The organism is Streptomyces sp. PH10-H1 (genome assembly GCF_030063355.1).
In the GTDB taxonomy this organism is placed as follows: domain Bacteria; phylum Actinomycetota; class Actinomycetes; order Streptomycetales; family Streptomycetaceae; genus Actinacidiphila.
In genome coordinates this window covers 1-23,845 of record NZ_JASISZ010000056.1, presented here as the reverse complement: position 1 = coordinate 23,845, position 23,845 = coordinate 1, and the positions used below count along the sequence as shown (strand labels likewise).

At 70.7% G+C, this 23,845-nt stretch carries 22 protein-coding genes; 11 read left to right on the top strand and 11 right to left on the bottom strand.

What is annotated here, in order from left to right; genetic code table 11:
* Positions 1-9: 9 nt before the first annotated feature.
* Entirely contained in the window at positions 10-585 is a 576-nt protein-coding gene (locus QMK24_RS28375) for a TetR/AcrR family transcriptional regulator (RefSeq protein WP_283469652.1), read from the bottom strand.
* 169 nt (positions 586-754) lie between these two features.
* Between QMK24_RS28375 and QMK24_RS28370 the strand changes: the two genes are divergently transcribed.
* Positions 755-2,329, top strand: a complete 1,575-nt coding sequence (locus QMK24_RS28370; RefSeq protein WP_283469651.1) for an MDR family MFS transporter — start codon at positions 755-757, stop codon at positions 2,327-2,329.
* 96 nt (positions 2,330-2,425) lie between these two features.
* On the opposite strand, the gene QMK24_RS28365 is transcribed toward QMK24_RS28370, so the two are convergent.
* The 5 genes from QMK24_RS28365 to QMK24_RS28345 form a co-directional block, all read right to left on the bottom strand.
* Complete coding sequence (locus QMK24_RS28365; RefSeq protein ID WP_283469650.1) at positions 2,426-3,727, bottom strand: sensor histidine kinase; 1,302 nt, start codon at positions 3,725-3,727, stop codon at positions 2,426-2,428.
* Between the two features lie 6 nt (positions 3,728-3,733).
* Positions 3,734-4,417, bottom strand: a complete 684-nt coding sequence (cseB, locus tag QMK24_RS28360) for a two-component system response regulator CseB (RefSeq protein WP_283469649.1) — start codon at positions 4,415-4,417, stop codon at positions 3,734-3,736.
* Positions 4,410-5,021: a hypothetical protein gene (locus QMK24_RS28355; RefSeq protein ID WP_283469648.1), complete on the bottom strand. Its 612-nt coding sequence runs from the start codon at positions 5,019-5,021 to the stop codon at positions 4,410-4,412. Before QMK24_RS28355 ends, cseB begins: the two co-directional genes overlap by 8 nt.
* Positions 5,009-5,539, bottom strand: coding sequence for a SigE family RNA polymerase sigma factor (locus QMK24_RS28350; RefSeq protein ID WP_283469647.1), 531 nt, complete (start codon positions 5,537-5,539; stop codon positions 5,009-5,011). The genes QMK24_RS28355 and QMK24_RS28350 overlap by 13 nt, the downstream gene beginning before the upstream one ends.
* A gap of 177 nt (positions 5,540-5,716) precedes the next feature.
* Positions 5,717-6,613 carry an HhH-GPD family protein gene (locus QMK24_RS28345; protein ID WP_283469645.1) on the bottom strand — a complete coding sequence of 299 codons (897 nt, stop codon included), beginning with the start codon at positions 6,611-6,613 and terminating at the stop codon, positions 5,717-5,719.
* A 131-nt stretch (positions 6,614-6,744) separates the two neighbouring features.
* Here QMK24_RS28345 and QMK24_RS28340 point away from each other — a divergent pair, with 131 nt between their 5' ends.
* Positions 6,745-7,566, top strand: a complete 822-nt coding sequence (locus tag QMK24_RS28340; protein WP_283469644.1) for a hypothetical protein — start codon at positions 6,745-6,747, stop codon at positions 7,564-7,566.
* 75 nt (positions 7,567-7,641) lie between these two features.
* Here the strand turns inward: QMK24_RS28340 and disA are convergent, their stop codons facing one another.
* Both disA and radA read right to left on the bottom strand, forming a co-directional pair.
* On the bottom strand, positions 7,642-8,766 hold the full coding sequence (disA, locus tag QMK24_RS28335; RefSeq protein ID WP_283469643.1) for a DNA integrity scanning diadenylate cyclase DisA: 1,125 nt from the start codon (positions 8,764-8,766) through the stop codon (positions 7,642-7,644).
* 101 nt (positions 8,767-8,867) lie between these two features.
* The gene (radA, locus tag QMK24_RS28330) at positions 8,868-10,253 is read right to left on the bottom strand and encodes a DNA repair protein RadA (protein ID WP_283469642.1); all 1,386 of its coding nucleotides are present in this window, start codon (positions 10,251-10,253) and stop codon (positions 8,868-8,870) included.
* Positions 10,254-10,455: 202 nt separating this feature from the next.
* Between radA and QMK24_RS28325 the strand changes: the two genes are divergently transcribed.
* Complete coding sequence (locus QMK24_RS28325) at positions 10,456-12,105, top strand: BACON domain-containing protein (RefSeq protein ID WP_502962666.1); 1,650 nt, start codon at positions 10,456-10,458, stop codon at positions 12,103-12,105.
* A 175-nt stretch (positions 12,106-12,280) separates the two neighbouring features.
* On the opposite strand, the gene QMK24_RS28320 is transcribed toward QMK24_RS28325, so the two are convergent.
* Positions 12,281-13,099, bottom strand: a complete 819-nt coding sequence (locus QMK24_RS28320) for a DUF3109 family protein (protein WP_502962663.1) — start codon at positions 13,097-13,099, stop codon at positions 12,281-12,283.
* Positions 13,100-13,187: 88 nt separating this feature from the next.
* Here QMK24_RS28320 and QMK24_RS28315 point away from each other — a divergent pair, with 88 nt between their 5' ends.
* From QMK24_RS28315 to QMK24_RS28295, 5 genes are all read left to right on the top strand, one after another.
* Positions 13,188-14,156, top strand: coding sequence for a Ppx/GppA family phosphatase (locus QMK24_RS28315; RefSeq protein WP_283469641.1), 969 nt, complete (start codon positions 13,188-13,190; stop codon positions 14,154-14,156).
* Between the two features lie 40 nt (positions 14,157-14,196).
* Positions 14,197-15,060: a sugar phosphate isomerase/epimerase family protein gene (locus tag QMK24_RS28310; RefSeq protein WP_502962664.1), complete on the top strand. Its 864-nt coding sequence runs from the start codon at positions 14,197-14,199 to the stop codon at positions 15,058-15,060.
* 35 nt (positions 15,061-15,095) lie between these two features.
* Complete coding sequence (locus QMK24_RS28305) at positions 15,096-15,758, top strand: TetR/AcrR family transcriptional regulator (protein WP_283469640.1); 663 nt, start codon at positions 15,096-15,098, stop codon at positions 15,756-15,758.
* Between the two features lie 203 nt (positions 15,759-15,961).
* Complete coding sequence (gene ilvD / locus QMK24_RS28300) at positions 15,962-17,803, top strand: dihydroxy-acid dehydratase (protein WP_283469639.1); 1,842 nt, start codon at positions 15,962-15,964, stop codon at positions 17,801-17,803.
* 223 nt (positions 17,804-18,026) lie between these two features.
* Positions 18,027-18,575, top strand: a complete 549-nt coding sequence (locus tag QMK24_RS28295) for a hypothetical protein (RefSeq protein ID WP_283469638.1) — start codon at positions 18,027-18,029, stop codon at positions 18,573-18,575.
* Positions 18,576-18,788: 213 nt separating this feature from the next.
* Here the strand turns inward: QMK24_RS28295 and QMK24_RS28290 are convergent, their stop codons facing one another.
* Positions 18,789-19,250: a hypothetical protein gene (locus tag QMK24_RS28290; protein ID WP_283469637.1), complete on the bottom strand. Its 462-nt coding sequence runs from the start codon at positions 19,248-19,250 to the stop codon at positions 18,789-18,791.
* Positions 19,251-19,404: 154 nt separating this feature from the next.
* On the opposite strand from QMK24_RS28290, the gene QMK24_RS28285 reads away from it, so the two are divergent.
* From QMK24_RS28285 to proC, 3 genes are all read left to right on the top strand, one after another.
* Positions 19,405-20,208 (top strand): ABC transporter ATP-binding protein, encoded by an 804-nt coding sequence (locus tag QMK24_RS28285; protein ID WP_502962667.1) that lies wholly within the window; start codon positions 19,405-19,407, stop codon positions 20,206-20,208.
* Positions 20,205-20,942, top strand: coding sequence for an ABC transporter permease (locus tag QMK24_RS28280; protein ID WP_283469635.1), 738 nt, complete (start codon positions 20,205-20,207; stop codon positions 20,940-20,942). The genes QMK24_RS28285 and QMK24_RS28280 overlap by 4 nt, the downstream gene beginning before the upstream one ends.
* A 266-nt stretch (positions 20,943-21,208) precedes the next feature.
* Positions 21,209-22,018 (top strand): pyrroline-5-carboxylate reductase, encoded by an 810-nt coding sequence (gene proC, locus QMK24_RS28275; protein ID WP_283469634.1) that lies wholly within the window; start codon positions 21,209-21,211, stop codon positions 22,016-22,018.
* Positions 22,019-22,159: 141 nt separating this feature from the next.
* Here proC and trpS read toward each other — a convergent pair whose 3' ends face one another.
* Complete coding sequence (gene trpS / locus QMK24_RS28270) at positions 22,160-23,149, bottom strand: tryptophan--tRNA ligase (protein WP_283469633.1); 990 nt, start codon at positions 23,147-23,149, stop codon at positions 22,160-22,162.
* Positions 23,150-23,845 lie beyond the last annotated feature (696 nt).

Here is a 23,845-nt window from a genome sequence, read left to right as displayed (position 1 = left end):
CCGTAGGACTCAGTCCAGGTTCTGGTGGGCCTGGGCGATGAGATCGAGGGCGACCCCGAGGATTGCTTCGCGCTTCTCCTCGGGGTCGCCGTCGATGTTCTGCACGGCGAACATCCCGGCGTGCATGGCGAAGAGCGCGGTGATGCAGCGGACCTGGCTCGCCATCGAGAACCCGGGTTCCTTGAGCAGACCGTTGAGGGCGAGCATCTTGCTCTTGAACTGCTCGCCGATGCTCAGGTCGCGGACCGTGGCCTGGTTCTCCTGGATGAAGCGGAACAGCGGGGCGGCGCCCCACAGGGCCGCGCTGTAGCGGCGCAGCATCTCCTGCTTGTTCTCCAGGGTGCGCGGCTGCGCCTCGGCCCAGGTGATCAGCTCGTCGACCGGCCGGCCGACGTCGGCGACGATGCCGGTGAGGATGTCTTCCTTGGTTTTGAAGTGGTAGTAGAGCGCGGCCTTGGTGACATCGAGATGCTCGGCGATCTCGCGCAGCGAGGTCTTCTCGTAGCCCTGCTCGGCGAAGAGTTCGAGCGCGACGTCCTGGATGCGGCGGCGGGTGCCGCCGCGGCGTGTGTGCGTTGTGCCCATGGCTGCTGCTCTCCTGCGCTCACGCCGGTACGGCTTTGGTCAAACGTAAACTACTTACTTGACGACCGGCTAGCTGCGGCTTACCTTCGGAATCGTAGCGAACTAGCCGGGCGGCAAGTAAGTACCAAAGGCACGAGCGGGCCGCCCCATCCAGGGGGAGGCACCGGTCATGTCCCAGACCGCAGAAACGCCACCCGAAGCGGCTCCTCAGCGCAGTGTGCGTGTGGTTCTGCTCGGGCTCATGATCGCGATGTTGCTCGCGATGCTCGACAATATGATCATCGGGACCGCGATGCCGACGATCGTCGGCGAACTGGGCGGCCTCAACCACCTCTCCTGGGTGGTCACCGCCTACACCCTTGCGACCGCCGCTTCCACGCCCATCTGGGGAAAGCTCGGCGACATGTACGGTCGCAAGGGCATCTTCATGACGTCGATCGTGCTGTTCCTGATCGGCTCGGCGCTCTCCGGCCTCTCCCAGTCGATGGACCAGCTGATCGCCTTCCGCGCGATCCAGGGCCTCGGCGCGGGCGGTCTGATCGTCGGTGTGATGGCCATCATCGGCGACCTCATACCGCCGCGCGAGCGCGGCAGGTACCAGGGCATGATGGCCGGCGTCATGGCGCTCGCGATGATCGGCGGACCGCTCGTCGGCGGCACCATCACCGACAACTGGGGCTGGCGCTGGAGCTTCTACATCAACCTGCCGCTCGGCGTGGTGGCGCTCGCCATGATCTACATCGTGCTGCACCTGCCGAAGAAGCGCGTACAGGCCCGTATCGACTACCTCGGCGCCGCGCTGCTCACGGTCGGCATCACCTCGCTGGTGCTCATCACCACCTGGGGCGGCACCCAGTACGGCTGGGCCTCCACCCAGATCATCGGGCTGCTCGTGCTCGGCGTGGCCGCGATCGCCGCCTTCATCCACGCCGAGACCCGCGCTGCCGAGCCGGTCATGCCGCTGCACATCTTCCGCAGCCGCAACTTCTCGCTGATCTCCCTGATCGGCTTCCTCGTCGGCTTCGTGATGTTCGGCGCGATGACGTTCCTGCCGCTCTACCAGCAGACCGTCCAGGGCGCCTCCGCCACCAACTCCGGCATGCTGCTCCTGCCGATGCTGGTGGCGATGATGGTGGTCTCGCTCATCGCGGGCCGGGTCACCACCCAGAGCGGCAAGTACAAGATCTTCCCGATCATCGGCGGCGCGCTGATCACCGTCGGGATGTATCTGCTGTCGATGATGGACACCGGCACCAGCCGGTTCACGTCGGGCGTCTACATGGCCGTGCTCGGTGCGGGCATGGGCTTCCTGATGCAGATCACCATGCTCGTCGCGCAGAACAGCGTCGAGATGAAGGACATCGGCGTCGGCAGCTCGTCCTCGACACTCTTCCGCACCATCGGCGGCTCGTTCGGCGTCTCGCTCTTCGGGGCGCTGTTCACCCACCATGTGCAGTCCACCATGGCGTCGCTCGGCGGCGCCGCCGGGAACAAGGCGATCGCGGGCTCGGCTCAGCTGGACCCGGCGGGCATCGCCCACCTGCCGACGGATATCCGGAACGCCTATCTGCACGCGGTCTCCAACGGCACCCACACCGTCTTCCTGTGGGGTGCGGTGATCAGCGTCGTCGGCTTCGTGGCGGCCTGGTTCATCAAGGAGATCCCGCTGCGCGGGGCCCCGCAGGCCGGCGGCAAGGACGAGGCCCCCGCCGATCAGGCGCTCCAGCCGGCCGACGCGATCTGACCCCGTAACGACCGCACGACCCAAAGAAAGCACGACCGAAAGAAAGCACGACCGCACCACCGACGGCCCCCGGCACCGCGCCGGGGGCCGTCGTCGTCACCGCGGCAGCAGCAGCTGTGCGATGGCTCCGCCGCCGTCGGAGGACGGAGCGTTGCGGAAGGTGAGCCGGGCGCGCAGGACGCGGGCCTGGCCGGCGGCGATGGTGAGGCCGAGGCCGTGATCGCCGCCCGCCCGGTCGGAGCTGCCGGTACGGAAGCGGCTCGGGCCCTCGCGCAGCAGGTCGTCGGGGAAGCCGGGACCGTGGTCGCGGATCCGCAGGAACGGCCCGTTGATGCTCACCTCGATCACCGGCTTGCCGTGCCGGGTGGCGTTGGCCAGCAGATTGCCGAGGATGCGCTCCAGCCGGCGCGGATCGGTGAGCACCACCGCGTCCTCGAACACGGTGACCACGGCGTCGGGATCGAGCGACAGCACCCGGCGGCGGACGAAATCACCCAGCGCGACCTCCTGGAGGTCGGCGTGTTCCGCCGCCCCGTCCAGCCGCGCGACCTCCAGGACGTCCTCGATCAGGGTGCGCAGCGCCTGGGCGCGGTCCCGGACCAGCTCCGCGGGGCGGCCCGGTGGCAGCAGCTCGGCGGCCGTGACCAGCCCGGTCACCGGGGTGCGCAGCTCATGGGCGATGTCGGCGGTGACCCGGCGCTCGGCCTCCAGCCGGTCCTGCAGGGCGTCGGCCATCGCGTCGACGGCGGACGCCAGCTCGTCGGTCTCGTCACGGACCCGGCCGCCGATCGCGTCCCGCACCCGCACCTCGGGATTGCCGTCGGCCACCTTGCGGGCCGCGACGGCGGCCTTGCGCAGCCGCCGGGACATCTGCCCGCCGATCAGCACGCCGAGCGCGGTGCCGCCCAGCACCACGGCGAGCGAGCCGACGACCAGCGCCTGGTCGAGGTCGACGAGGACCGAGTAACGGTCCTTGAAGGCGGTGCGCAGCGACAGGATGTGGCCGTCGTTGGTCGGCGTCACGGCCCAGACGATCGGCGCGCCGCCGCTGTCCTGGACGTAGGTGGCGCGTTCGCCCTTGGCCGCGAACGCCTTGAGCGGCTCGGGCAGGGCGGGGTCGTCGAGCTTGGTGGAGAAGACCTTGCGTCCGGTCAGCTCGTAGATCCGCAGCGCGGACTGTATCCGCTCGTCCTGGACGTCGCGAGAGTTGTCGATCATGCTGACGCGGGCGGCGTTGTGCACCACGAGGCTCAGTGCCACGGCGACGAGCACCGACACGCACGCGATGGCCGCGCTGAGCTTCCAGCGCAGACTGGAGCGCGGGAAAAGTGGCCTGGAGCGCTGGAATAGCGGCCTGGATCGGAAGAAAATTGGCCTGGAGCGGGGGAAAAGCGGCATGGTCTGTCAGGCCCTGAGTTTGTAACCGAAGCCGCGCACCGTCTCGATACGGTCCTGGCCGATCTTGACGCGCAACCGCTGGACATGGACGTCGACCACTCGGGTGTCGCCGCCCCACTCATAGTCCCAGACCCGTTCCAGCAGCCGGTCGCGGGAGAGCACGGCGCCGGGGGCGGCGGAGAACTCCAGCAGCAGCCGCATCTCGGTGGGGGTCAGCGCGAGCCGCTCGCCGCCGCGGGTCACTTCCAGGCCCTCGGGGTCGATCTCGATGTCGCCGAAGGACAGCAGGGCAGCCTCCGCCGGTTCGTCACCGGAGGAGGCGTGGCCGAAACGGCGCAGTACCGCCCGGATCCGGGCGACCAGAACCGCCCCGTCGAAGGGTTTCGTCACATAGTCGTCGGCGCCGGCCTCCAGGCCGAGGACTATGTCGATCGAGTCGGCGCGCGCGGACAGCATGATCACCGGCACCGTCGACTCGTCCCGGATCCGCCGGCACAGGCTGACGCCGTCCAGGCCGGGCACCATCACATCGAGCAGCGCGAGATCGGGCTGCTCGGCGCGGAACGCCTCCAGGCCGGTCAGCCCGTCGGCCACCGCCGTCACCTTGAAGCCGTCGCGCTCCAGCGCGAGCGTCGTCGCCTCGCGGATGACGTCGTCGTCCTCGACGAACAGGACATGGGTTTCAGCCATTCGACTTCTTTTCCGAAGTAGGTGCGGGCAGAGCGTCCCCGGAGTCGGTGTACGTGCGCTGCACCTGCACGAACCTATTGCCCTTCCATACGTACGTCAGGGCCTCCTGCCCGGTGGGGCAGCAGACCCGGTCGTCGCTCTTGTAGACCTGGCGGATGATCTGCAGTTTGCCGTTGTCCGCGGTGCCGTACACCGGAGGCTGCTCGTCGGTGAAGACGTTCTGATACTGCCCGTCGATCATCCGGTACACATAGCTTGCGATACCCATGCCGTCACCGCAGGTCGCGACGTTCACGATCAGGTCGGGTCCGTCGCCGCTGGTGAGGTCGCCGGAGGAGGTGTCCACCGGGTATTCGTCGCCGGCGCAGGGCGCGAGGTCCTGGCGTACCTCCTGGCTGACGTTCTGGGTGTCCTTCTTGACCAGCTTCGCCAGCGCGGCCGGGTCACCGGCGATGGACGGGGCCGAGCTGGCCTGGGCCTTCACCGCCGTCTGGAGCGGCGCGGGACCCTCACGGCGGGCCCCGGTGCCCGTCTTGCAGCCTGCGAGCGCGGTCAGCAGGCAGAGTGACACTGCCACCGCGGTCAGCGCTGCTAGGCGGCGCACACACCCTCCATCCGTGAGTAGCCGTAGCGGCCGTGCTCCAGCTCGTGGCGCAACCGGGCCAGCGCCCGGTGCAAGGTGCTCTTCACCGTACCCGTCGACATTCCGAGCGCGCTGGCGGTCTCCTCGGTGGACAGCTGGCCGTAGTGGCGCAACATGACGACCTGGCGCTGCTTGGGCGCGAGGACCTTCAGGGCGTCACGCAGCATCTCGCGGTCGGCGCGCTGGTCGGCGCCGTCGTCGACGCTGGCGTCGGGCAGCTCCTGGGTGGGGATCTCGTCGAGTTTGCGGTTCCGCCACCACTCGGTCCGTGTGTTGATCATGACGCGGCGCATATAGGCGTCCGCGAGCGTCTTGTCGGCGATGCCGTCCCAGCGCGGGTAGGTGCGCACCAGCGCGGTCTGCACGAGGTCCTGGGCGTCGATCGGGTCGGGTACCAGCCGCCGGGCGCTGCGCAGCAGTGCATCCTGCCGGGTCCGTACGTACTCCTCGAACTCCAGTACCGCGCCGTTCGCCGCCATGGGTGCCCTCCGTCCCGTGCTGTCCCGCCCTGCCGACTGCTGCGCTGATGCGCGCACCGTTCCGACTGGGAAGACGCTACGGAGGGGATGTTGGGCTTTTGCCACCGTGGCCCCACAGGGGGCTCACAGGAAGCCGTCGATTCTGTAACAGCCTCAGGACCAACGTCCCGAAGGGGTTTAAACCGGCAGTCGGTACACTCCGTCGGCCAGCGGCTCGACCAGTCCGTCCTCCACCAGCCCGTCCAGCGCGCGAGCCCGCTGCACCGGTTCTGCCCACACCGCGTCCAGTGCGGATTGCGGCACGGGTTCGACGGCGTCCCGCAGCACGGCCAGGAGCTTGCCGCGCACCTGCCGGTCGGTGCCCGCGTACTTCTGGCCGCGGCGCGCCGGGCCGGTGTGCGCGGGGGAGCCGGCCAGCCGCCAGGCGCAGCTCGCCGCGATCGGGCAGCGGACGCACTCGGGGCCGCGCGCCGTACAGACCAGCGCGCCCAGCTCCATCGTGGCCGCCGCCCAGCGGGCGGCCGTGCCCGTGTCCAGCGGCAGCAGCGTCTGCGCGGTACGGCGCTCGGCGGCGGTCGTCGCGGTCGGCGGGTACTGGACGCCGGTGACGGCGCGGGCGAAGACCCGGCGGACGTTGGTGTCCAGCACGGAATGCCGCTGGCCGTACGCGAACGAGGCGATGGCCGCGGCGGTGTACTCGCCGATGCCGGGCAGGGCGAGCAACTTGGCGTGATCGCACGGGACTTCGCCGCCATGGCTCAGCGCTATCGCGGTCGCCGCCGCGTGCAGCCGCAGGGCGCGGCGCGGATAGCCGAGCCGCCCCCAGGCGCGTACCGCCTCACCCGCCGCGTCCGCGGCCAGATCGGCGGGGCGCGGCCAGCGCGCCAGCCACTGCTCGTACACCGGCAGCACCCGGCTGACGGGGGTCTGCTGCAGCATGAACTCGCTGACCATCACACCCCACGCCCCGGCCTCCGGGCGGCGCCACGGGAGATCCCGGGCATGCTCGTCGAACCAGTCGATGACGGGTGCGTGCAGATCGTGGGAGGCGGGGGCGCGCGTGTCTGTGCTCATAGCGTCATCGATCCTCGCACATGCCACTGACAGTGACCGCGGCCGCGGGAAAACGTGATGATCGGGAAAGACCGCGCCCGGTGCGGCGGGTGTTGCGACGGTGCGCGGCTGATCTCCCCTAGAGTTCGCGTGTGGGCTCTGTGCGCAATCCGATCGGACCTCTTCCGTCGTCCATCTACTGGCGACGGCGGGCTGTCGTGCTCTGCCTGGTCGCACTGCTCGCCGTGCTGATCGCGTGGGTCGTCAACTCCGGCGGCTCCAGCGGCGGTACCGGCGCGAAGGGACCCGGCGGTCACACCCCGGCGACCTCCATCACGCCCGGCCCCGACCCCAGCGGATCCCATATCCCCTCACGCCCGGGCGGGCGCGACACCGGTGGCGCGAGCGGCAGCGGCGGTTCCTCGGACGGGACTTCGTCCGGCGGCTCCTCCTCATCGCCCTCCGGCGGCACCGACTCCGGTGCCACGGGCGGCGGTTCGAACGGAGCCACGTCCGGCGGAGCGGCGGCCGGCGGCTCCGGCGGACAGCTCCCGGCCGGCTCCTCGCTGGCCGACTGCGCCGTCTCCGACGTTCAGTTGACGCTGCGCACCACCAAGAACTCCTACGCGCCCGGCGAGAAGCCGAAGTTCGAGCTGACCGCGGCCAACGCGGGTGCCACGGCCTGCAAACTGGACTTCGGATCAATGGCGGCCGTCGTCACCGTCACCGACACCACCGGCAACAAGCATGTGTGGGCCACCGACGACTGCCCGGCCGGCCGCGGTGCCTATCTGCTGCAGGTTCCGGCCCGGAACTCGACGACGTACACGATCGAGTGGAACCGCCAGTCCAGCTCTCCGGACTGCGCCACCCCCAAGGGGCAGCAGGCGGCAGTCGGAACGACATACCTGGTGGAGGCAAGGCTCCCGGGCTTCACCCCGAAGCAGGTGTCGTTCGTTCTGAAGGCCGACTGACGGAACGCTTTTCCTCGATCGCCGGACGGGCTGAATTTTCAGCCCGTCCGGCGCCTGAGGACAGCGCGACCCGAACTAGACGTACCGCTCCAGGATCGACGACTCCGCCAGTCGCGACAGCCCCTCCCGCACCGACCTGGCACGCGCCTCGCCGACGCCGTCCACCGTCTGCAGGTCGTCGACGCTCGCAGCGAGCAGCTTCTGCAGCCCGCCGAAGTGCTCGACCAGCCGCTCGATGACCGTGTTCGGCAGCCGCGGCACCTTCGCCAGCAGCCGGTAGCCGCGCGGCGACACCGCGGAGTCCAGCGTCTCGGGAGAGCCGGTGTAGCCCAAGGCGCGGGCCACTGTGGTGAGTTCGAGCAGCTCGGAGTGGGGCAGCGCGTCCAGTTCGACGAGCGCCTCGGGCACGGTCCGGTTCCGCTTGGCGGTCGGTTCCGGGACGTAGTCCCTGACGACCAGCTCGCGCTCCGGCTCGACACCCGCGATCAGCTCCTCGAGCTGCAGGGTCAGCAGCCGGCCGTCGGTGCCCAGTTCGACCACGTACTCGGCGATCTCGGTGGCGATCCGGCGGACCATCTCCAGCCGCTGCGAGACCGCGCTGACGTCCCGGACGGTGACCAGGTCCTCGATCTCCAGCGCGGACAGCGTGCCCGCCACCTCGTCCAGCCGGAGCTTGTAGCGCTCCAGCGTGGCCAGCGCCTGGTTCGCGCGCGACAGGATCGCGGCGGAGTCCTCCAGGACCCGGCGCTGCCCGTCCACATACAGCGCGATCAGCCGCATCGACTGGCTGACCGAGACGACCGGGAAGTTGACTTGCTTGCTGACCCGGTCCGCGGTGCGGTGCCGGGTGCCGGTCTCCTCGGTCGGGATGTTCGAGTCGGGGACCAGCTGCACGCCGGCCCGCAGGATTTTGGTCATGTCCTTGTCGAGGATCAGCGCACCGTCGAGCTTGGCCAGCTCGCGCAGCCGGGTCGCGGTGAAATCGACGTCGAGGACGAAGCCGCCGGTACACAACGACTCGACCGTCTTGTCCATGCCCAGGACGATCAGACCGCCCGTGTTGCCACGCAGAATTCGTTCGAGTCCGTCACGCAGGCCGGTGCCGGGTGCTACCGCGCTGAGCGAGGCGCGCATCAGCCCATCAGCACCGGAACTCCCGCCGGACTTGCCGGGAGCTGCTGCCCGGTCGTTGGCTGCCACTGCAATCCTCCGGTCGCTACGGATGCCCAAAGGGCGAGACCAGGGCAAAGTTTACTGACGTTCTCTCCGCAATGGGCCAGGGACCACTGTTCGGACCGGCTCTACGGTCGTGAGCCACGCTTCGGGAGCACCCGCAGGGCGTCCCCGATGTCCGTCACTTCGATCACTTTCATGCCCGGCGGGATCTTCCCGGGATCCGGTGGGACGAGGGCGTGGGTGAAGCCCAGCCGGGCGGCCTCCGACAGCCTGCGCTGCACCCCCGTGACCCGTCTGACCTCGCCCGCGAGGCCGACCTCGCCGATCGCGACCAGGTTCTTGGGCAGCGGTGTGTCGATCGCCGCACTGGCCAGCGCGAGCGCCACGGCGAGGTCGGCGGCGGGCTCGGTGAGCTTCACTCCGCCCACCGTGGCCGTGTAGATGTCGCGTTTTCCGATCTGTTGAATCCGGCCGCGCTGTTCGAGCACGGCGAGCATCATCGAGACCCGTGAGGTCTCCAGACCCGAGGTGGTGCGGCGCGGTGACGGGATCTGGGTGTCGACGGTGAGCCCCTGGACCTCGACCACCAAGGGGCGCTTGCCCTCCAGCGTGACCGTCAGGCACGTGCCGGGAACGGGCTCGTCGCGGCGGGTCAGGAAGAGCCCGGAGGGGTCGGCGAGCCCGGTGATGCCCTCGTCGTGCAGCTCGAAGCAGCCGACCTCGTCGGTCGCGCCGTACCGGTTCTTCACGCCCCGGATCAGCCGCAGCCGGGCGTGTCGGTCGCCCTCGAAACTCAGCACCACATCGACCAGGTGCTCCAGCAGCCGGGGGCCCGCGATGGCGCCGTCCTTGGTGACATGGCCGACCAGGAGCGTGGACATGCCGCGCTCCTTGGAGGCGCGGATCAGGGCGCCCGCGACCTCGCGGATCTGCGCCATGCCGCCGGGCGCGCCCTCGAGCTCCGGGGACGCCACGGTCTGCACCGAGTCCAGGATCAGCAGCGCCGGCTTGACGTCGTCCAGATGGCCGAGGACCGCCGACAGATCGGTCTCGGCCGCCAGGTAGAGATGGTCGGAGAGCGCGCCGATCCGGTCGGCGCGCAGCCTGACCTGGGACGCGGACTCCTCGGCGGTGATGTAGAGCGTCGGGCCCTCGGCGGTCGCCGCCTTCGCCGCCACGTCCAGCAGCAGCGTGGACTTGCCGACGCCCGGCTCGCCCGCGACCAGCACGACCGCGCCCGGCACCAGCCCGCCGCCGAGCACCCGGTCCAGCTCGGCCACACCCGTCGAACGGGCCGTCGCCTGGCTGACGTCCACCTGGCCGATCGGCTTGGCCGGCGTCGTCACCCGGCCGGCCGCGGTGGTCCTGACGGCGGGCGCGCCGCCGAACTCCTCGACCGTGCCCCACGCCTGGCACTCACCGCACCGGCCGAGCCACTTCACGGTGGTCCAGCCGCACTCGGTGCAGCGGTAGGACGGTCGGTCCTTCGTAGCGGTCTTGCGGGCAGCCATGGGGCTCACCGTAGTGGCAGGGTCCGACAACGCGTGCCGGCCGGGCCCACGGGGCAGCGGACAGCGCTCGTACCGCCGTTCAGGTGACCACTCGGCAGAGTGAACGGCGTGTCCCCTTTTGGGCGGGATCACCACCCATTCGGGTTAATGCTTGCGGGGACGCCTGAGACTGGTGCGCCCACCGCCCTACCGTCGCCAGGTGATGAGCAGGCAGGAGACCCACCCCCAGAACGCCGGTGCCGGCGCTGGCACCGGCACGCACCGCAAGCAGCGCGCGACCACGCCCAGGACCCGCCCGGAACCGCGCCCGGAACCGCGCCCGGAACCGCGCAAGGACCGGCGGCCGCTCGGCACGCTGCCAATGCAGCCCCCGGCCCACTACGAGCCCTATCTGGACGGACTGTTCACCTACTGCCTCTCCGTACTCTGCGAGCACGACGCCGCCGCGGCGGCGCTCGGCGAGGTCCTGGCCCTCGCCGAACGCCAGCGCGGCCGGCTCCGTGACGCCGGGCTGCGGCGCCCCTGGCTCTACGCCCTCGCCCGCTGGTCCTGCCGCCGCCGGCTCGCCACCGGGCGGCCCGACGTCCCCCGCATGTCCGCCGCCGTCGCCGACGAACGCCGCGCCCAGCTCTCCGCGCTTGCCTGGCCCGAGGCCGCCGGCACCACTCCCGAGCAGCGCGAGGCCCTCGAACTCGCCGTCCGCCACCAGCTCCCGCCGCACGAGGTCGGCCATGTCCTCGGCATCGAGGCGGACGTGGCCCGCGCCCTCCTCGCCCGCGCCGCCTGCGAGGTCGAACGCACCCGGGCCGCGCTCGCCGTCGTCGAGGTCGGCACCTGCGCCGCGGTCGCCCGGCTGGCCGGGGACTCAAAGGTGCTGCTCGGCACGGCCCTGCGCCGCGAACTCGTGCGGCACGTCGACGAATGCCCGGACTGCCGGCTCACCGCCGAGCGCGCCTTCGTCGGCGGCCCCTGGCCGGGCGCCGCCACCACGGCGGCGACCGCCGTGCTCACCATGCTCGAAGCGCCGCGCTCCGCCGCGTACGCCGCCCTCATGCACGCCATGCGCGACGGCGCGGGCCGCAGCCGCGAGGATACTCCGCGCTTCGACCGGCGCGGCTTCCCGCTCGACCACAAGGACCGCGCGGTCCGGCGCGCCCAGCTGCGGCACCGCGCCGTCACGACGACGGTCGTCGCCGCCGTCGTCGCGGCACCGGTACTCGCCCTCTGGGCCGCCTACCGCGGCACGCCACTCGGCCCCGACCAGCCGGGCGGCGGCATCTCCGCCAGCGAGCCCGACGGGATCGACGGTCACCCCTACGAGAAGGCGGGCAGCACCGGCTCCACCGACCCGCGGCGGCCGGCGGGCAGCCGTACGCCCGGAACGGCCGTCACCGTCACGTCCGCCGCCACGCCCTCCGTGGCGCCCGGCACCAACAGCCCGGCCGCGCCCGCCCCCGGCAGCGGTCCCGGCGCCGGACGGCTCACCGTGGAGGCCGCGTCGCGCGGCGGCGCCACCGTCATCACCCTCACGGCGAGCGGCGGCTCACCGGTGCGCTGGAGCGCGTCGACCGCCGCGTACTGGCTGCGCCTCAGCGCCACCGGCGGGGAACTGCGGCCCGGCGAGTCCACGACCGTCACCGTGACCGTCGACCGCTCCGCCGAGCCCTCGGGCTCCTGGACCGCGCACATCGCCTTCGACCCCTCAGGAGCCGTCGTCACCGTCCACGGCGAATCCCCGGCCCCCACCCCCACACCGACCCCTACCGCGACCACCCAGGACCCGACCCCGACACCGACCCCCACGCCGACCCCCACATCAACGGCCTCCAGCACCGCGCCGGCGGCGCACTGATGCCGTGACCGGCTGGGTTCACCGGGATACGCGTCCTTCGGCCGCGCTCTCCTCAAGCTCCCCCGGCCACCGCTGGGAGGTGCCCCCTGGACGGGCTGAACGCATCCCTGCGGCGCTTGAGGACGCACCGGCTGCCGGGCGCCGGGCGAACCCGGCGAAGCCATGCGGGAGGCGATCAGCGCGCCGCAGGCGGGTCCGCCGGGTGGGGGGCCATCGGCAGCAGCGACGCCAGTCGCGCCTCGCACAGCTCGGCCAGCCGTCCGTACCCCGCCGCGCCCATGAGCTCGGTGAGCTCCGGCCGGTAGGAGACGTAGACCGGATCGCCCGCGCCGTGCGCGGACGTGGCGCTGGTGCACCACCAGTGGAGGTCATGGCCGCCGGGACCCCAGCCCCTGCGGTCGTACTCGGCGATGGAGACGACGAGAATGCGGGTCTCGTCGGGCCGGTCCACCCAGTCGTACGTACGCCGGATCGGCAGCTGCCAGCAGACGTCCGGCTTGGTCTCCAGTGGCTCCTTGCCCTCCCGCAGGGCGAGGGCGTGCAGCGCGCAGCCCTGTCCGCCGGCGAATCCGGCCCGGTTGCTGAAGATGCAGGCGCCGTCGACGACGCGGGTCTGCCGTTCGCCGTCCTCGTTGACCATGGCCCAGGCACCGTCCTCGGCGGTACCGAGATCATGGAACTGCCAGGTCTCCGGGGTGAGCCGGGCGGCATGTCCCGCGACGCGCTTCTCGTCCTCCTCGTCGGAGAAGTGCGCGCCGAGCGAGCAGCATCCGTCGGCGGCACGGCCGGCCACGATGCCCTGGCAGCCCTGGCCGAAGATGCAGGTCCAGCGGGAGGTGAGCCAGGTGAGGTCGCAGCGGAACAGCTGCTCGTCGTCGGCCGGGTCCGGGAACTCGACCCAGGCGCGGGCGAAGTCAGGACCGACCTCGTCGGGTACGGACCGCTGCTGGGACTTCTTCGACTGCTTCAGCTTCTTCGCCACGTTCTTCGCCACGCCGCCAGGGTAGATCGCCGGAAGCCCGGACGACGCTGTGGCGGCCCCCGCGCCCGCCGTGGTGGCGATGGGCGCTAGCGTCACTCCCATGCGACTTGGAGTGCTCGACGTGGGTTCCAACACCGTTCACCTGCTGGTGATGGACGCGCACCCGGGTGCGCGACCGCTGCCCGCCTATTCACACAAGGCGGAACTGCGGCTGGCGGAACTCCTCGACGAGCGTGGCGCGATCGGCCGGGAGGGTGTCGACCGGCTGGTGGCCACGATCGCGGAGGCGCTGCGCGTCGCCGAGGACAAGGGCGCGGAGGACGTGCTGGCGTTCGCGACCTCGGCGGTCCGCGAGGCGGCCAACGGCGAGGCGGTTCTCGCGCGTGTCGCGTCGGAGACCGGAGTGACGCTCACGGTGCTGTCCGGTGAGGACGAGGCACGGCTGACGTTCCTGGCGGTGCGCCGCTGGTTCGGCTGGTCGGCGGGCCGGCTGCTGGTGCTGGACATCGGCGGCGGTTCGCTCGAAGTCGGCTACGGCATGGACGAGGATCCGGACGCGGCCGTTTCGCTGCCGCTCGGCGCGGGCCGGCTGACGAAGGCGTGGCTGCCGGGCGATCCGCCCGACGCCCACGACGTCCGCGCGTTGCGTAAGCATGTCCGAGCCGAGATCGCCCGGACGGTCGCGGAATTCTCCCGGCTCGGCCGGCCGGACCACACGGTCGGTACGTCGAAGACGTTCAAGCAGCTCGCGCGCATCGCGGGCGCGGCCCGCAGCGCCGACGGCCTGTACACGCAGCGGTCACTGACCCGCAGGTCACTGGAGGAGTGGGTGCCCCGGCTGACGACCATGCGCCGGGCCGAGCGCACCCAGCTGCCGGGAGTCTCCGAGGGCCGGGCGGGCCAGCTGCTGGCGGGCGCACTGGTGGCGGAGGCGGCGATGGACCTGTTCGGGGTCTCCGAGCTGGAAATCTGTCCGTGGGCGCTGCGTGAAGGGGTGATCCTGCGGAAACTCGACCTCATGGCGAACGAACGCGGTTCGATGTTGACCGTGTCACGTCGGCGCAGATGAGTGTGCCGTTCGGCTGACCCGTCGCCGTACGCTGTCTCCCGTGGCTGAACGAGCGGACCAGAAGGCGTACGACGTGCTCGCGCCCGGACACCCGGTGCGGGTACCGGACGCGAAGGTCGCGCTGTCCACGGCCTCCGTCTACCCCGAATCCACGGCGACGGCCTTCGAGATCGCGTCCCGGCTCGGCTACGACGGCGTCGAGGTCATGGTGTGGACCGATCCGGTCAGCCAGGACATAGAGGCGCTGCGCCGCCTCTCGGACTACCACCGCATGCCGATCCTGGCGGTGCACGCGCCCTGCCTGCTGATCACCCAGCGGGTGTGGTCCACGGACCCGTGGATCAAGCTGCAGCGGGCGCGCGCGGCGGCCGAGTCGCTGGGCGCGTCGACCGTCGTCGTCCATCCGCCGTTCCGGTGGCAGCGCAATTACGCGCGCGATTTCGTCCGGGGGATCTGGCGGATGGCGGACGAGACGGATGTCCGCTTCGCCGTCGAGAACATGTACCCGTGGCGCTACCGCGACCGCGAGATGCTCGCGTACGCGCCCGACTGGGACGTCACCAAGGACGACTACCGGCACTTCACCGTGGACCTGTCGCATGCCGCCACGTCCCGCAGTGAGGCCCTGGACATGGTCGACCGGATGGGCGACCGGCTCGCGCACGTCCATCTCGCCGACGGCAACGGCTCGGCGAAGGACGAGCACCTGGTACCCGGCCGTGGCGGCCAGCCCTGCGCCGAACTGCTGGAACGGCTCGCGCTGAGCGGCTTCTCCGGCCATGTGGTGGTCGAGGTCAATACGAGGCGCGCGATGTCCGCCGCCGAACGTGAGGCCGATCTCGCGGAGGCGCTGGCCTTCACCCGGCTCCACCTGGCCACGGCGGCCAGGGTCTCCGGCGCGTGATGGCGGAGCGGCCGGCGGGATCGAAGGCCGGCGCTGTGCCCGGACCGGATCGCGCACGGAAGGCCGGCCCTGCGACCGGACCGGATCCCGTACCGGGGGCGGAACCCCGTCGTCGCGGGCGTCCCAGCGGTGCGCGGGCCGGTGCGACCGACTCCCGGGACCGCATCCTGTCCGCCGCCCGTGACGAATTCTCCGCGCGCGGCTACGACAAGACGTCGGTCCGTTCGATCGCGAAGGCGGCCGACGTGGACCCGGCCCTGGTGCATCATTACTTCGGCACCAAGGAGCAGGTCTTCGCGGCGGCGATCGAGCTGTCCTTCGAGCCCGCGCTGAGCGTGCCCGATGTGGTGGCGGGGGGCCCGGACGGCATCGGCGAACGGCTCACCCGCTACTTCCTCGGCGTCTGGGAGAGCCCGGCGACGCGTGCCCCGCTGCTGACCGTGATCCGGTCCGCGCTGACCAACGAGACGGCGGCGGCCGTGCTGCGCGGCTTCCTGCTGCGCAGGCTGCTGGAGCGCATCGCGTCGGATCTCCGGGTCCCCGATCCGAAGCTGCGGGCCGAGCTGGCCGCCTCGCAGATGGTCGGGATCGCGATCCTCCGTTACGTGATCAAGGTGGAGCCGCTGGCCTCGGCCGAGGTCGAGGACGTCATCGCGCTCGTCGCTCCCACCCTGCAGCGCTACCTGACCGAGGTCTGACCGGGGTCCGATGGGGGTCTGGCCGGGTCTGGCCGGGGCCGGACCGGGGCCTGTCGGGGCGTGCCCGCTGCATGACCGGGGATGACTGGGGGGTGACCGGGATGTGAGTCATTCGTCCCGCATTCCGGACAGACTGTCCAGGTCCTGGAAGGGCGGCGTAGTCTCGGGAGGATCCGAGACGTATTTGAGGGAGTGGAGCTACCGTGCCCGAGCTGAGGTCACGAACGGTCACCCACGGCAGAAACATGGCGGGGGCCCGCGCCCTGATGCGCGCTTCCGGCGTGGCGAGCGCCGATATCGGCAAGCCGATCATCGCTGTCGCCAACAGCTTCACCGAGTTCGTACCGGGTCACACCCACCTCCAGCCGGTGGGCCGGATCGTCTCCGAGGCGATCCTGGCGGCGGGCGCCGTACCGCGTGAGTTCAACACCATCGCGGTCGACGACGGCATCGCCATGGGCCACAGCGGCATGCTCTACTCGCTGCCCTCCCGCGACCTGATCGCCGACTCCGTCGAGTACATGGTCCAGGCGCACTGTGCCGACGCGCTGATCTGCATCTCCAACTGCGACAAGATCACGCCGGGCATGCTGAACGCCGCGCTGCGCCTCAACATCCCGACCGTCTTCGTCTCCGGCGGCCCGATGGAGGCCGGCAAGGCCACCCTCGTCGACGGCACCGTCCGCAAGCTCGACCTGATCAACGCGATCGCCGACGCCGTCAACGAGAACGTCTCGGACGAGGACATCCTCCGTATCGAGGAGAACGCCTGCCCGACCTGCGGCTCCTGTTCCGGCATGTTCACCGCCAACTCGATGAACTGCCTCACCGAGGCGATGGGCTTGGCCCTGCCCGGCAACGGCTCGGTGCTGGCCACCCACACCGCCCGCAAGGCGCTGTACCAGGACGCCGGCCGAACGGTCGTCGAGATCACCAAGCGCTACTACGAGCAGGACGACGAGACCGTCCTGCCGCGCAACGTGGCGACCCGCGCCGCCTTCGAGAACGCCGTGGCCCTCGACATCGCCATGGGCGGCTCGACGAACACGATCCTGCACCTGATGGCCGCCGCGCAGGAGGCCGAGCTCGACTTCGACATGTCGGCGATCGACGCGCTCTCGCGCCGGCTGCCGTGCCTGTCCAAGGTCGCGCCCAACGGTGAGTACTACATGGAGGACGTGCACCGGGCCGGCGGCATCCCGGCCATCCTCGGTGAGCTGTACCGCGCGGGCCTGCTGAATGAGGACGTGCACACCGTGCACTCCGCCTCGCTCGCCGACTGGCTCAAGAACTGGGACATCCGCGGTGGCTCCCCGTCCCCCGAGGCCGTCGAGCTCTTCCACGCCGCCCCAGGCTGCGTCCGCTCCGCGACCGCCTTCTCGCAGTCCGAGCGCTGGGACACCCTGGACACGGACGCCGCGAACGGCTGCATCCGCGACGCCGCGAACGCCTACTCCGCCGAGGGCGGCCTGGCCATCCTGTACGGCAACCTCGCCGTGGACGGCTGCGTCGTGAAGACCGCCGGTGTCGATGAGTCGATCTGGACCTTCGAGGGCCCCGCCGTCGTCGTGGAGTCCCAGGAGGCCGCCGTCGACGCGATCCTCACCAAGCGCATCAAGGAGGGCGACGTCGTCGTCATCCGCTACGAGGGCCCCAAGGGCGGACCCGGCATGCAGGAAATGCTCTACCCGACCTCGTTCCTCAAGGGCCGCGGTCTCGGCAAGGCCTGCGCCCTCATCACCGACGGCCGCTTCTCCGGCGGCACCTCGGGCCTCTCCATCGGCCATGTCTCGCCCGAGGCGGCGTCCGGCGGCACCATCGCCGTCGTCCAGGACGGCGACCGGATCCGCATCGACATCCCCAACCGCAGCATGGACCTCCTCGTCTCCGACGAGGAGGTCGCCGCCCGCCACACGGCACTGGGCGGCGTCTACGCCCCGCAGAACCGCGAGCGCAAGGTCTCCCCGGCGCTCCGGGCCTACGCCGCCATGGTCACCAGTGCGGACAAGGGCGCGGTCCGGGACGTCAGCAAGCTCGAACGCTAGCCGGGTCGCCTGCGGCGGGCTTGGGGGTCCGGGGGCCGGGCCCTCCGGGGCGGCGGTTCGAAATCGACTATTTACGGGCCTTGCGGCCCACGAATAGCTCGGCAGCATTTCGAACCTCCACCCCTCCGGCCCGGCCCCCTCCGCCCGGTGCGCGGACCCGGTGAACCGTGCCAGGTCACGTCGCTTGGCTTCGGGGCCGGTGTCGTTCGGCGATACTCGAACCGTGGACGACGACCCCCAGACCCAGCCGCAGGACCAGCCGCGGGACCCGGCCTCCGATGGCCCCCAGCCCGAGCCCATCCGCTTCTTCGGCACGACCTGGGTGGCGCATGACGGCGGCTACGCCCTGCGCCGCGCCGGAGTCGCCGCCGGCGCGCTCGCCGCCGCCGCGGCCGGTGCCTTCCTGCTCCGCTTCGGCTTCCAGGGTCTGAGCATCGCCAAGGTCGGCACCTTCGTCGGCCTGCTCGTCGTCGTCGCCTTCGCCGTATGCAGCGCCCTGGCGTTCCGCAAGACCTGGGAAGGCTTCACCCGCCGTCCCGAGCCCGGCGGCAGGGGGTCGGAAGCGGCGGCGAGTTCCGCGCAGGGCATCCTGCTCATCGGCTTCATCGGCACCCTGCTCGCCTATTTCGTCCGAGCCCTCATCGAGGCGCCCGGCGAGAAGCTGCACCGCGCCGAGTACGAGCGCGCCCGCGAACTGCACACCCGCCGCCGCGACTCCCGCACCGGCAACCCCGCAACCCGCGCCACCGGCAAGAAGCGCAAGCGCGGCTAGGGCCGGTCCGCTGATCCGCTGATCCGCTGATCCGCAGATCACCCGTCAACCCACGGAGGCGGGGTATGTGAGCCGCCGGCCCCCGCCCACGGCTGGGCAGGTGACGGGAGGGGGACGGGCCCCGGACCCCCCACAAGCCCGCCGCAGGCGACCCGGCGTCGGCACAATGGGTCGGCCCGGCCGGTCCGGGACCCCCAAGGCCTCCGCCAGGACTCAGCTACGCCGGGACGCCGACACCGCGCCGACAACGCCCACCACGCCGGCCACGATCGCGCCGCGCCACAGGCCGTCCCACAGGCTGCCGAAGAAGCCCTCGCTGCTCAGGATCTGACGCATCACGAAGTCGGACACGAAGAGCAGCCCGGCCGGGACCACCGCCACCTGCCATGGGTGGGCGCGCGCCCAGCGGCGGATCCGGCGGTCGGCCTTCGCGCTGCTGCCGAGCACCGCGCCGGCCCCGCCGACCAGGAAGAACAGCATCAGGGCCACCGAGAGCGCACTGACCACCATGCCGAGCCCGAAATCACCCCCGATGACGTTGAGCGCGAGCGACACTCCGCCGCCCAGCGCTCCCACGGCCGCGGCGGGCCGCCAGGGCCCGAGCGTCGCCGAGGCCACGGCCAGCTGCCGCTTCTCGGTCCGGGTTACATCGATATCGCGGGATGAACGCCTCATACCGCCACGGTCCTGCGGCCGCCTCTTGAACGCCATAGGGGATGACCCTGAGCCGACCCCGACCGGGTCAGGACCCGGCCCGGGTCCGCGGTGCTGACGCGGCCGTTCCGCAGTGCTTGACGCGCCCGCTCAACCAGAGCATATTCATCACATGATGAATAAATTTGAACCCGCGGTACGAGCCGACGGCCTGACCGTCGTCCGCGGCAGCCGTACCGTGCTGAACGGTCTCGAATTCACCGTCCCGCGCGGCCAGGTCACCGGACTGCTCGGCCCCAGCGGCTGCGGCAAGTCCACCCTCATGCGCGCCATGGTCGGCACCCAGGCCCGCGTCACCGGCACCCTCGACGTCCTCGGCCTCCCCGCGGGCCATCCCCGGCTCCGCTCCCGCGTCGGCTACGTCACCCAGGCGCCCTCGGTCTACTCCGACCTCACCGCCCGCCAGAACCTCGACTACTACGCGTCCGTCCTCGGTCTCTCCCGCACCGCCCGCCGCGAACAGGTGGACCGCGCCCTCACCGACGTCGACCTCGTCTCCCACGCCGAATCCCTCGCCGGAAACCTCTCCGGCGGCCAGCGCGGCCGGGTCTCCCTCGCCGTCGCCCTGCTCGGCGAACCCGAACTCCTCGTCCTCGACGAACCCACCGTCGGCCTCGACCCCGTCCTCCGCCGCGACCTGTGGAGCCTCTTCCACCGCCTCGCCGCCGAGCGCGGCGCCACCGTCCTCATCTCCTCGCACGTCATGGACGAGGCCGAACGCTGCCACCGGCTGCTCCTCATGCGCGAGGGCCGAATCCTCGCCGACGACACCCCCGACGGGCTGCGCGAGTCCATCGGCTCCAGCACCGTCGAGGAAGCCTTCCTGCACCTCGTCGACGCGGCCAACGCCGACGCGAACGCCAACGTCATCCCCCTCACCGACACCAACGCCGACACCCGCCAGGAGCAGGCCAAATGAACGCGCAGCGCACTTTCGCCACCGCCCGCCGGGTGTTGCGCCAGCTCGGCCACGACCCCCGCACCATCGCCCTGATGCTGGTCGTCCCCTGCCTCCTGCTCGCCCTGCTCAGCTGGGTCTATGACGGCAAGCAGCACACCTTCGACCAGGTCGGAGCGTCGCTCCTCGGCATCTTCCCGCTCATCACGATGTTCCTGGTCACCTCGATCGCCACCCTCCGCGAACGCACCTCCGGCACCCTCGAACGGCTGCTGTCCATGCCGCTCGGCAAAGCCGACCTGCTCGGCGGCTACGCGCTCGCCTTCGGCGCGGTCGCCGTCGCCCAGGCCTGCCTCGCCACCGGCCTCGCCGTCTGGGGCCTCGGCCTCGACGTCATCGGCTCGCCCTGGCTGCTCCTCGTCATCGCCCTCGCCGACGCCTTCCTGGGCATCGCCCTCGGCCTCTTCGTCAGCGCCTTCGCCTCCAGCGAGTTCCAGGCCGTTCAGTTCATGCCGGCTGTTCTGCTCCCGCAGCTCCTCATGTGCGGACTCCTCGTCCCGCGCGACACCATGCAGCCGGTGCTCTCCGCCGTCTCCGACGTCCTCCCCATGTCGTACGCGGTCGACGGCATGACCCAGGTCCTCCGCCACACCGGCGTCACCGGCGATTTCGTCCGCGACCTCGCCATCGTCGCCGGCTGCGCCCTCCTGGCCCTCACCCTGGGAGCCGCCACCCTCCGCCGCCGCACGGCCTAGCCCGCCGGACCTGCACAACTCAACCCGCCCGGCGTTTGAGGGCACGGTTCGAGCCGGGCCGGCGCCCGCTCCCAATTCAGCCCGGCCGGCGTTTGAGGCCAAAAAGCCCGCCCGGCGTTTGAGGGCAAAGGGCGCGGCTGGGCACAGAACCCCGCACCGCCCCGGGCACCGGACCCGTACCGGCAGATGGACCGCAAAGCCGCGCGCAGCGCACGTGGTGCGAGGATGGCCGCGAAAGCCCTCCGTACCACTTGAGGTGAGCCGCCATGACCCAGAAAGTCGCCGTACTCGGCACCGGCAAGATCGGCGAGGCCCTCCTCTCCGGCATGATCCGGGCCGGCTGGTCCCCCGCGGACCTGCTCGTCACCGCGCGCCGCCCCGAACGCGCGGAGGAGTTGCGCGCCCGCTACGGCGTCGAGGCCGTCAGCAACGCGGAGGCGGCGAAGGCCGCGGACACCCTCATCCTCGCGGCGAAGCCGCAGGACATGGCCGCGCTCCTCGACGAGCTGGCGCCGCACGTGGCCGCCGACCGCCTCGTCATCAGCGCGGCCGCCGGCATCCCGACCGCGTTCTTCGAGGAGCGGCTGGTCGAGGGCCTCGCGGTCGTCCGCGTCATGCCCAACACCCCGGTGCTCGTCGACGAGGGCATGTCCGTCATCTCCGCCGGCAGCCATGCCACCGAGGCGCATCTCGTGCGCACGGAGGAGATCTTCAAGCCGGTCGGCAAGACGCTGCGCGTTCCTGAGAAGAACCAGGACGCCGCCACCGCGCTGTCCGGCTCGGGGCCGGCGTACTTCTACTACCTGGTCGAGGCCATGACGGACGCGGGCATCCTGCTCGGCCTGCCGCGCGCCCAGGCACACGACCTCATCGTCCAGTCCGCCATCGGGGCGGCCGTCATGCTGCGTGACAGCGGCGAGCACCCGGTGAAACTCCGCGAGGCCGTGACCTCCCCGGCCGGCACCACCATCAGCGCCATCCGCGAGCTGGAGAACCACGGCGTACGGGCCGCTCTCATCGCCGCGCTGGAAGCAGCCCGCGACCGCAGTCGCGAACTGGCCTCCGGCGACGGATAAGGCGAAAGCGCCTGGACGGGCTGAATTCAGCCCGTCCAGGGGGCACCTCCCAGCGGTAGCTGGGGGAGCTTGAGGACAGCGCGGCCGAAGGACGCGTAACCCGGTGAGCCTTGCCGGCACCGGCACCGGCACCGGCACCGGCTAAAGCAGCCCGATGGCCCGATAAGCGGCGTCCACCGTCGGCCGGGCGAGGGCGCGTGCCCGTTCCGCGCCTTCCCGCAGCACCCCGTCCACATAGGACGGATCCGCGCACAGCGCGGAATGCCGTTCCCGCAGTGGCCGCACGAGTTCGATGACCGCTTCCGCCGTGTCCTTCTTCACCGCGCCGTACGAGTCGTACTCCCCGGCGAGCGTCCCCGGCTCCTTTCCGGTGCAGGCGGCCAGGATTTCCAGCAGGTTCGCCAGTCCCGGCTGTTCCGCCCGGTCGTATTCCACATCGGTCCCGCTGTCCGTCACGGCCCGCATGACCTTCTTGCGGATCACCTCCGGCTCGTCGAGCAGGGAGATGATCCCGGTCGTCACACTCGCGGACTTGCTCATCTTTGAAGCCGGGTTCTGCAGATCCATCACCCGCGCGGCCACCGGTGGGAGCACCGCGCGCGGCACGGTGAAGGTGAGTCCGTAGCGCTGGTTGAAGCGGATCGCCAGATCCCGGGCCAGCTCGACATGCTGCGCCTGGTCGTCGCCCACCGGCACCTCGTCGGTCCGGTACGCGAGGATGTCCGCCGTCATCAGCACCGGATAGGTGAGCAACGACAGCCGCACGGTCTGTTGCCGCGCGGATTTCTCCTTGTACTGGATCATGCGCCGCAGCTCACCGTCGGTCGCTGTGCACTCCAACACGTACGACAGCCGGGTGTGCTCGTCCACATGGCTCTGTACGAAGACCGTGCACACCTGTGGATCAAGACCGGCCGCCAGCAGGATCGTCGCCGTCTGCCGCGTCAGCCGCCGTACCCGGGCCGGTTCGTGCTCCACCGTGAGCGCGTGCAGGTCGACGATGCTGAAGAGCGCGTCTCCCTGGTGCGGGCTCCGGTGCTGGTCGACCGCGACCCACCGCTGGATGGCCCCGAGGTAGTTCCCCAGGGTCAGGTGCCCCGACGGTGTGACCCCGCTGAAGATCCGCGTCATCTCAGAAACCTCTTCCTCGTCGTGACCGCCGCGGTCGCCGGCCGTGGCGTCAAGGTCGAGATACGCGAACGGCCGCCGAAGCGGCGGCCGTTGGATGCATGCGCTGGAGTGCCGGCCGCCTTCAGGCGGCCCGCCACTGCTGTGTGCGCGCATGCGTAATCATGGGGGACAGGCTACCTTCCGGGTGGCACCGCTGGCGCAGGGTTGACGAAGGTGAGTCGCGTACGTAGTGTTCTCCGAGTTGCCCGCCGGTGAACGCCGACGCGAGTCGGTCCCGAGGCAGCCACTCCGTTAACACTCATTCGAACGAACGACGATCAGTCGTCTTGTTTTCGTGTGCGTTTTCGGAATGGGGAACGGAAAGCAGCCGATTGGATCGGAAGCCGAAGTTCCGCTAAAGTTTCACTCGTCGGAACGGCTCAACGGCCGGGATGACAAGCCCCGCTGACTGGGAGTCAGGCCCGAAAGGATCTGATAGAGTCGCAAACGCCGGAAAGCGCGAAAGCGCCGGACGGCAAATCCCGCCGGCTGGGAATCGGGCGTGAAAGCGTCTGGTAGAGTCGGAAACACGAAGGGAAGCCCGGAGGGCGCCGGTGACGGCACCAAAGGAAGCGTCCGTTCCTTGAGAACTCAACAGCGTGCCAAAAGTCAACGCCAGACTTATATACCCCGGGCAGGGCCGATTCCGGTTCTGTT

What these genes read in the sequence shown, in the direction of transcription:
- QMK24_RS28290 (WP_283469637.1), bottom strand. Translation starts at nt 19,250, where the DNA reads ATGAGGCGTTCATCCCGCGATATCGATGTAACCCGGACCGAGAAGCGG.
- trpS (WP_283469633.1), bottom strand. Translation starts at nt 23,149, where the DNA reads ATGACGCGGATCTTCAGCGGGGTCACACCGTCGGGGCACCTGACCCTG.
- QMK24_RS28285 (WP_502962667.1), top strand. Translation starts at nt 19,405, where the DNA reads ATGAATAAATTTGAACCCGCGGTACGAGCCGACGGCCTGACCGTCGTC.
- QMK24_RS28315 (WP_283469641.1), top strand. Translation starts at nt 13,188, where the DNA reads ATGCGACTTGGAGTGCTCGACGTGGGTTCCAACACCGTTCACCTGCTG.
- radA (WP_283469642.1), bottom strand. Translation starts at nt 10,253, where the DNA reads ATGGCTGCCCGCAAGACCGCTACGAAGGACCGACCGTCCTACCGCTGC.
- QMK24_RS28325 (WP_502962666.1), top strand. Translation starts at nt 10,456, where the DNA reads ATGAGCAGGCAGGAGACCCACCCCCAGAACGCCGGTGCCGGCGCTGGC.
- QMK24_RS28375 (WP_283469652.1), bottom strand. Translation starts at nt 585, where the DNA reads ATGGGCACAACGCACACACGCCGCGGCGGCACCCGCCGCCGCATCCAG.
- QMK24_RS28365 (WP_283469650.1), bottom strand. Translation starts at nt 3,727, where the DNA reads ATGCCGCTTTTCCCCCGCTCCAGGCCAATTTTCTTCCGATCCAGGCCG.
- QMK24_RS28280 (WP_283469635.1), top strand. Translation starts at nt 20,205, where the DNA reads ATGAACGCGCAGCGCACTTTCGCCACCGCCCGCCGGGTGTTGCGCCAG.
- QMK24_RS28350 (WP_283469647.1), bottom strand. Translation starts at nt 5,539, where the DNA reads ATGGCGGCGAACGGCGCGGTACTGGAGTTCGAGGAGTACGTACGGACC.
- QMK24_RS28345 (WP_283469645.1), bottom strand. Translation starts at nt 6,613, where the DNA reads ATGAGCACAGACACGCGCGCCCCCGCCTCCCACGATCTGCACGCACCC.
- proC (WP_283469634.1), top strand. Translation starts at nt 21,209, where the DNA reads ATGACCCAGAAAGTCGCCGTACTCGGCACCGGCAAGATCGGCGAGGCC.
- cseB (WP_283469649.1), bottom strand. Translation starts at nt 4,417, where the DNA reads ATGGCTGAAACCCATGTCCTGTTCGTCGAGGACGACGACGTCATCCGC.
- QMK24_RS28370 (WP_283469651.1), top strand. Translation starts at nt 755, where the DNA reads ATGTCCCAGACCGCAGAAACGCCACCCGAAGCGGCTCCTCAGCGCAGT.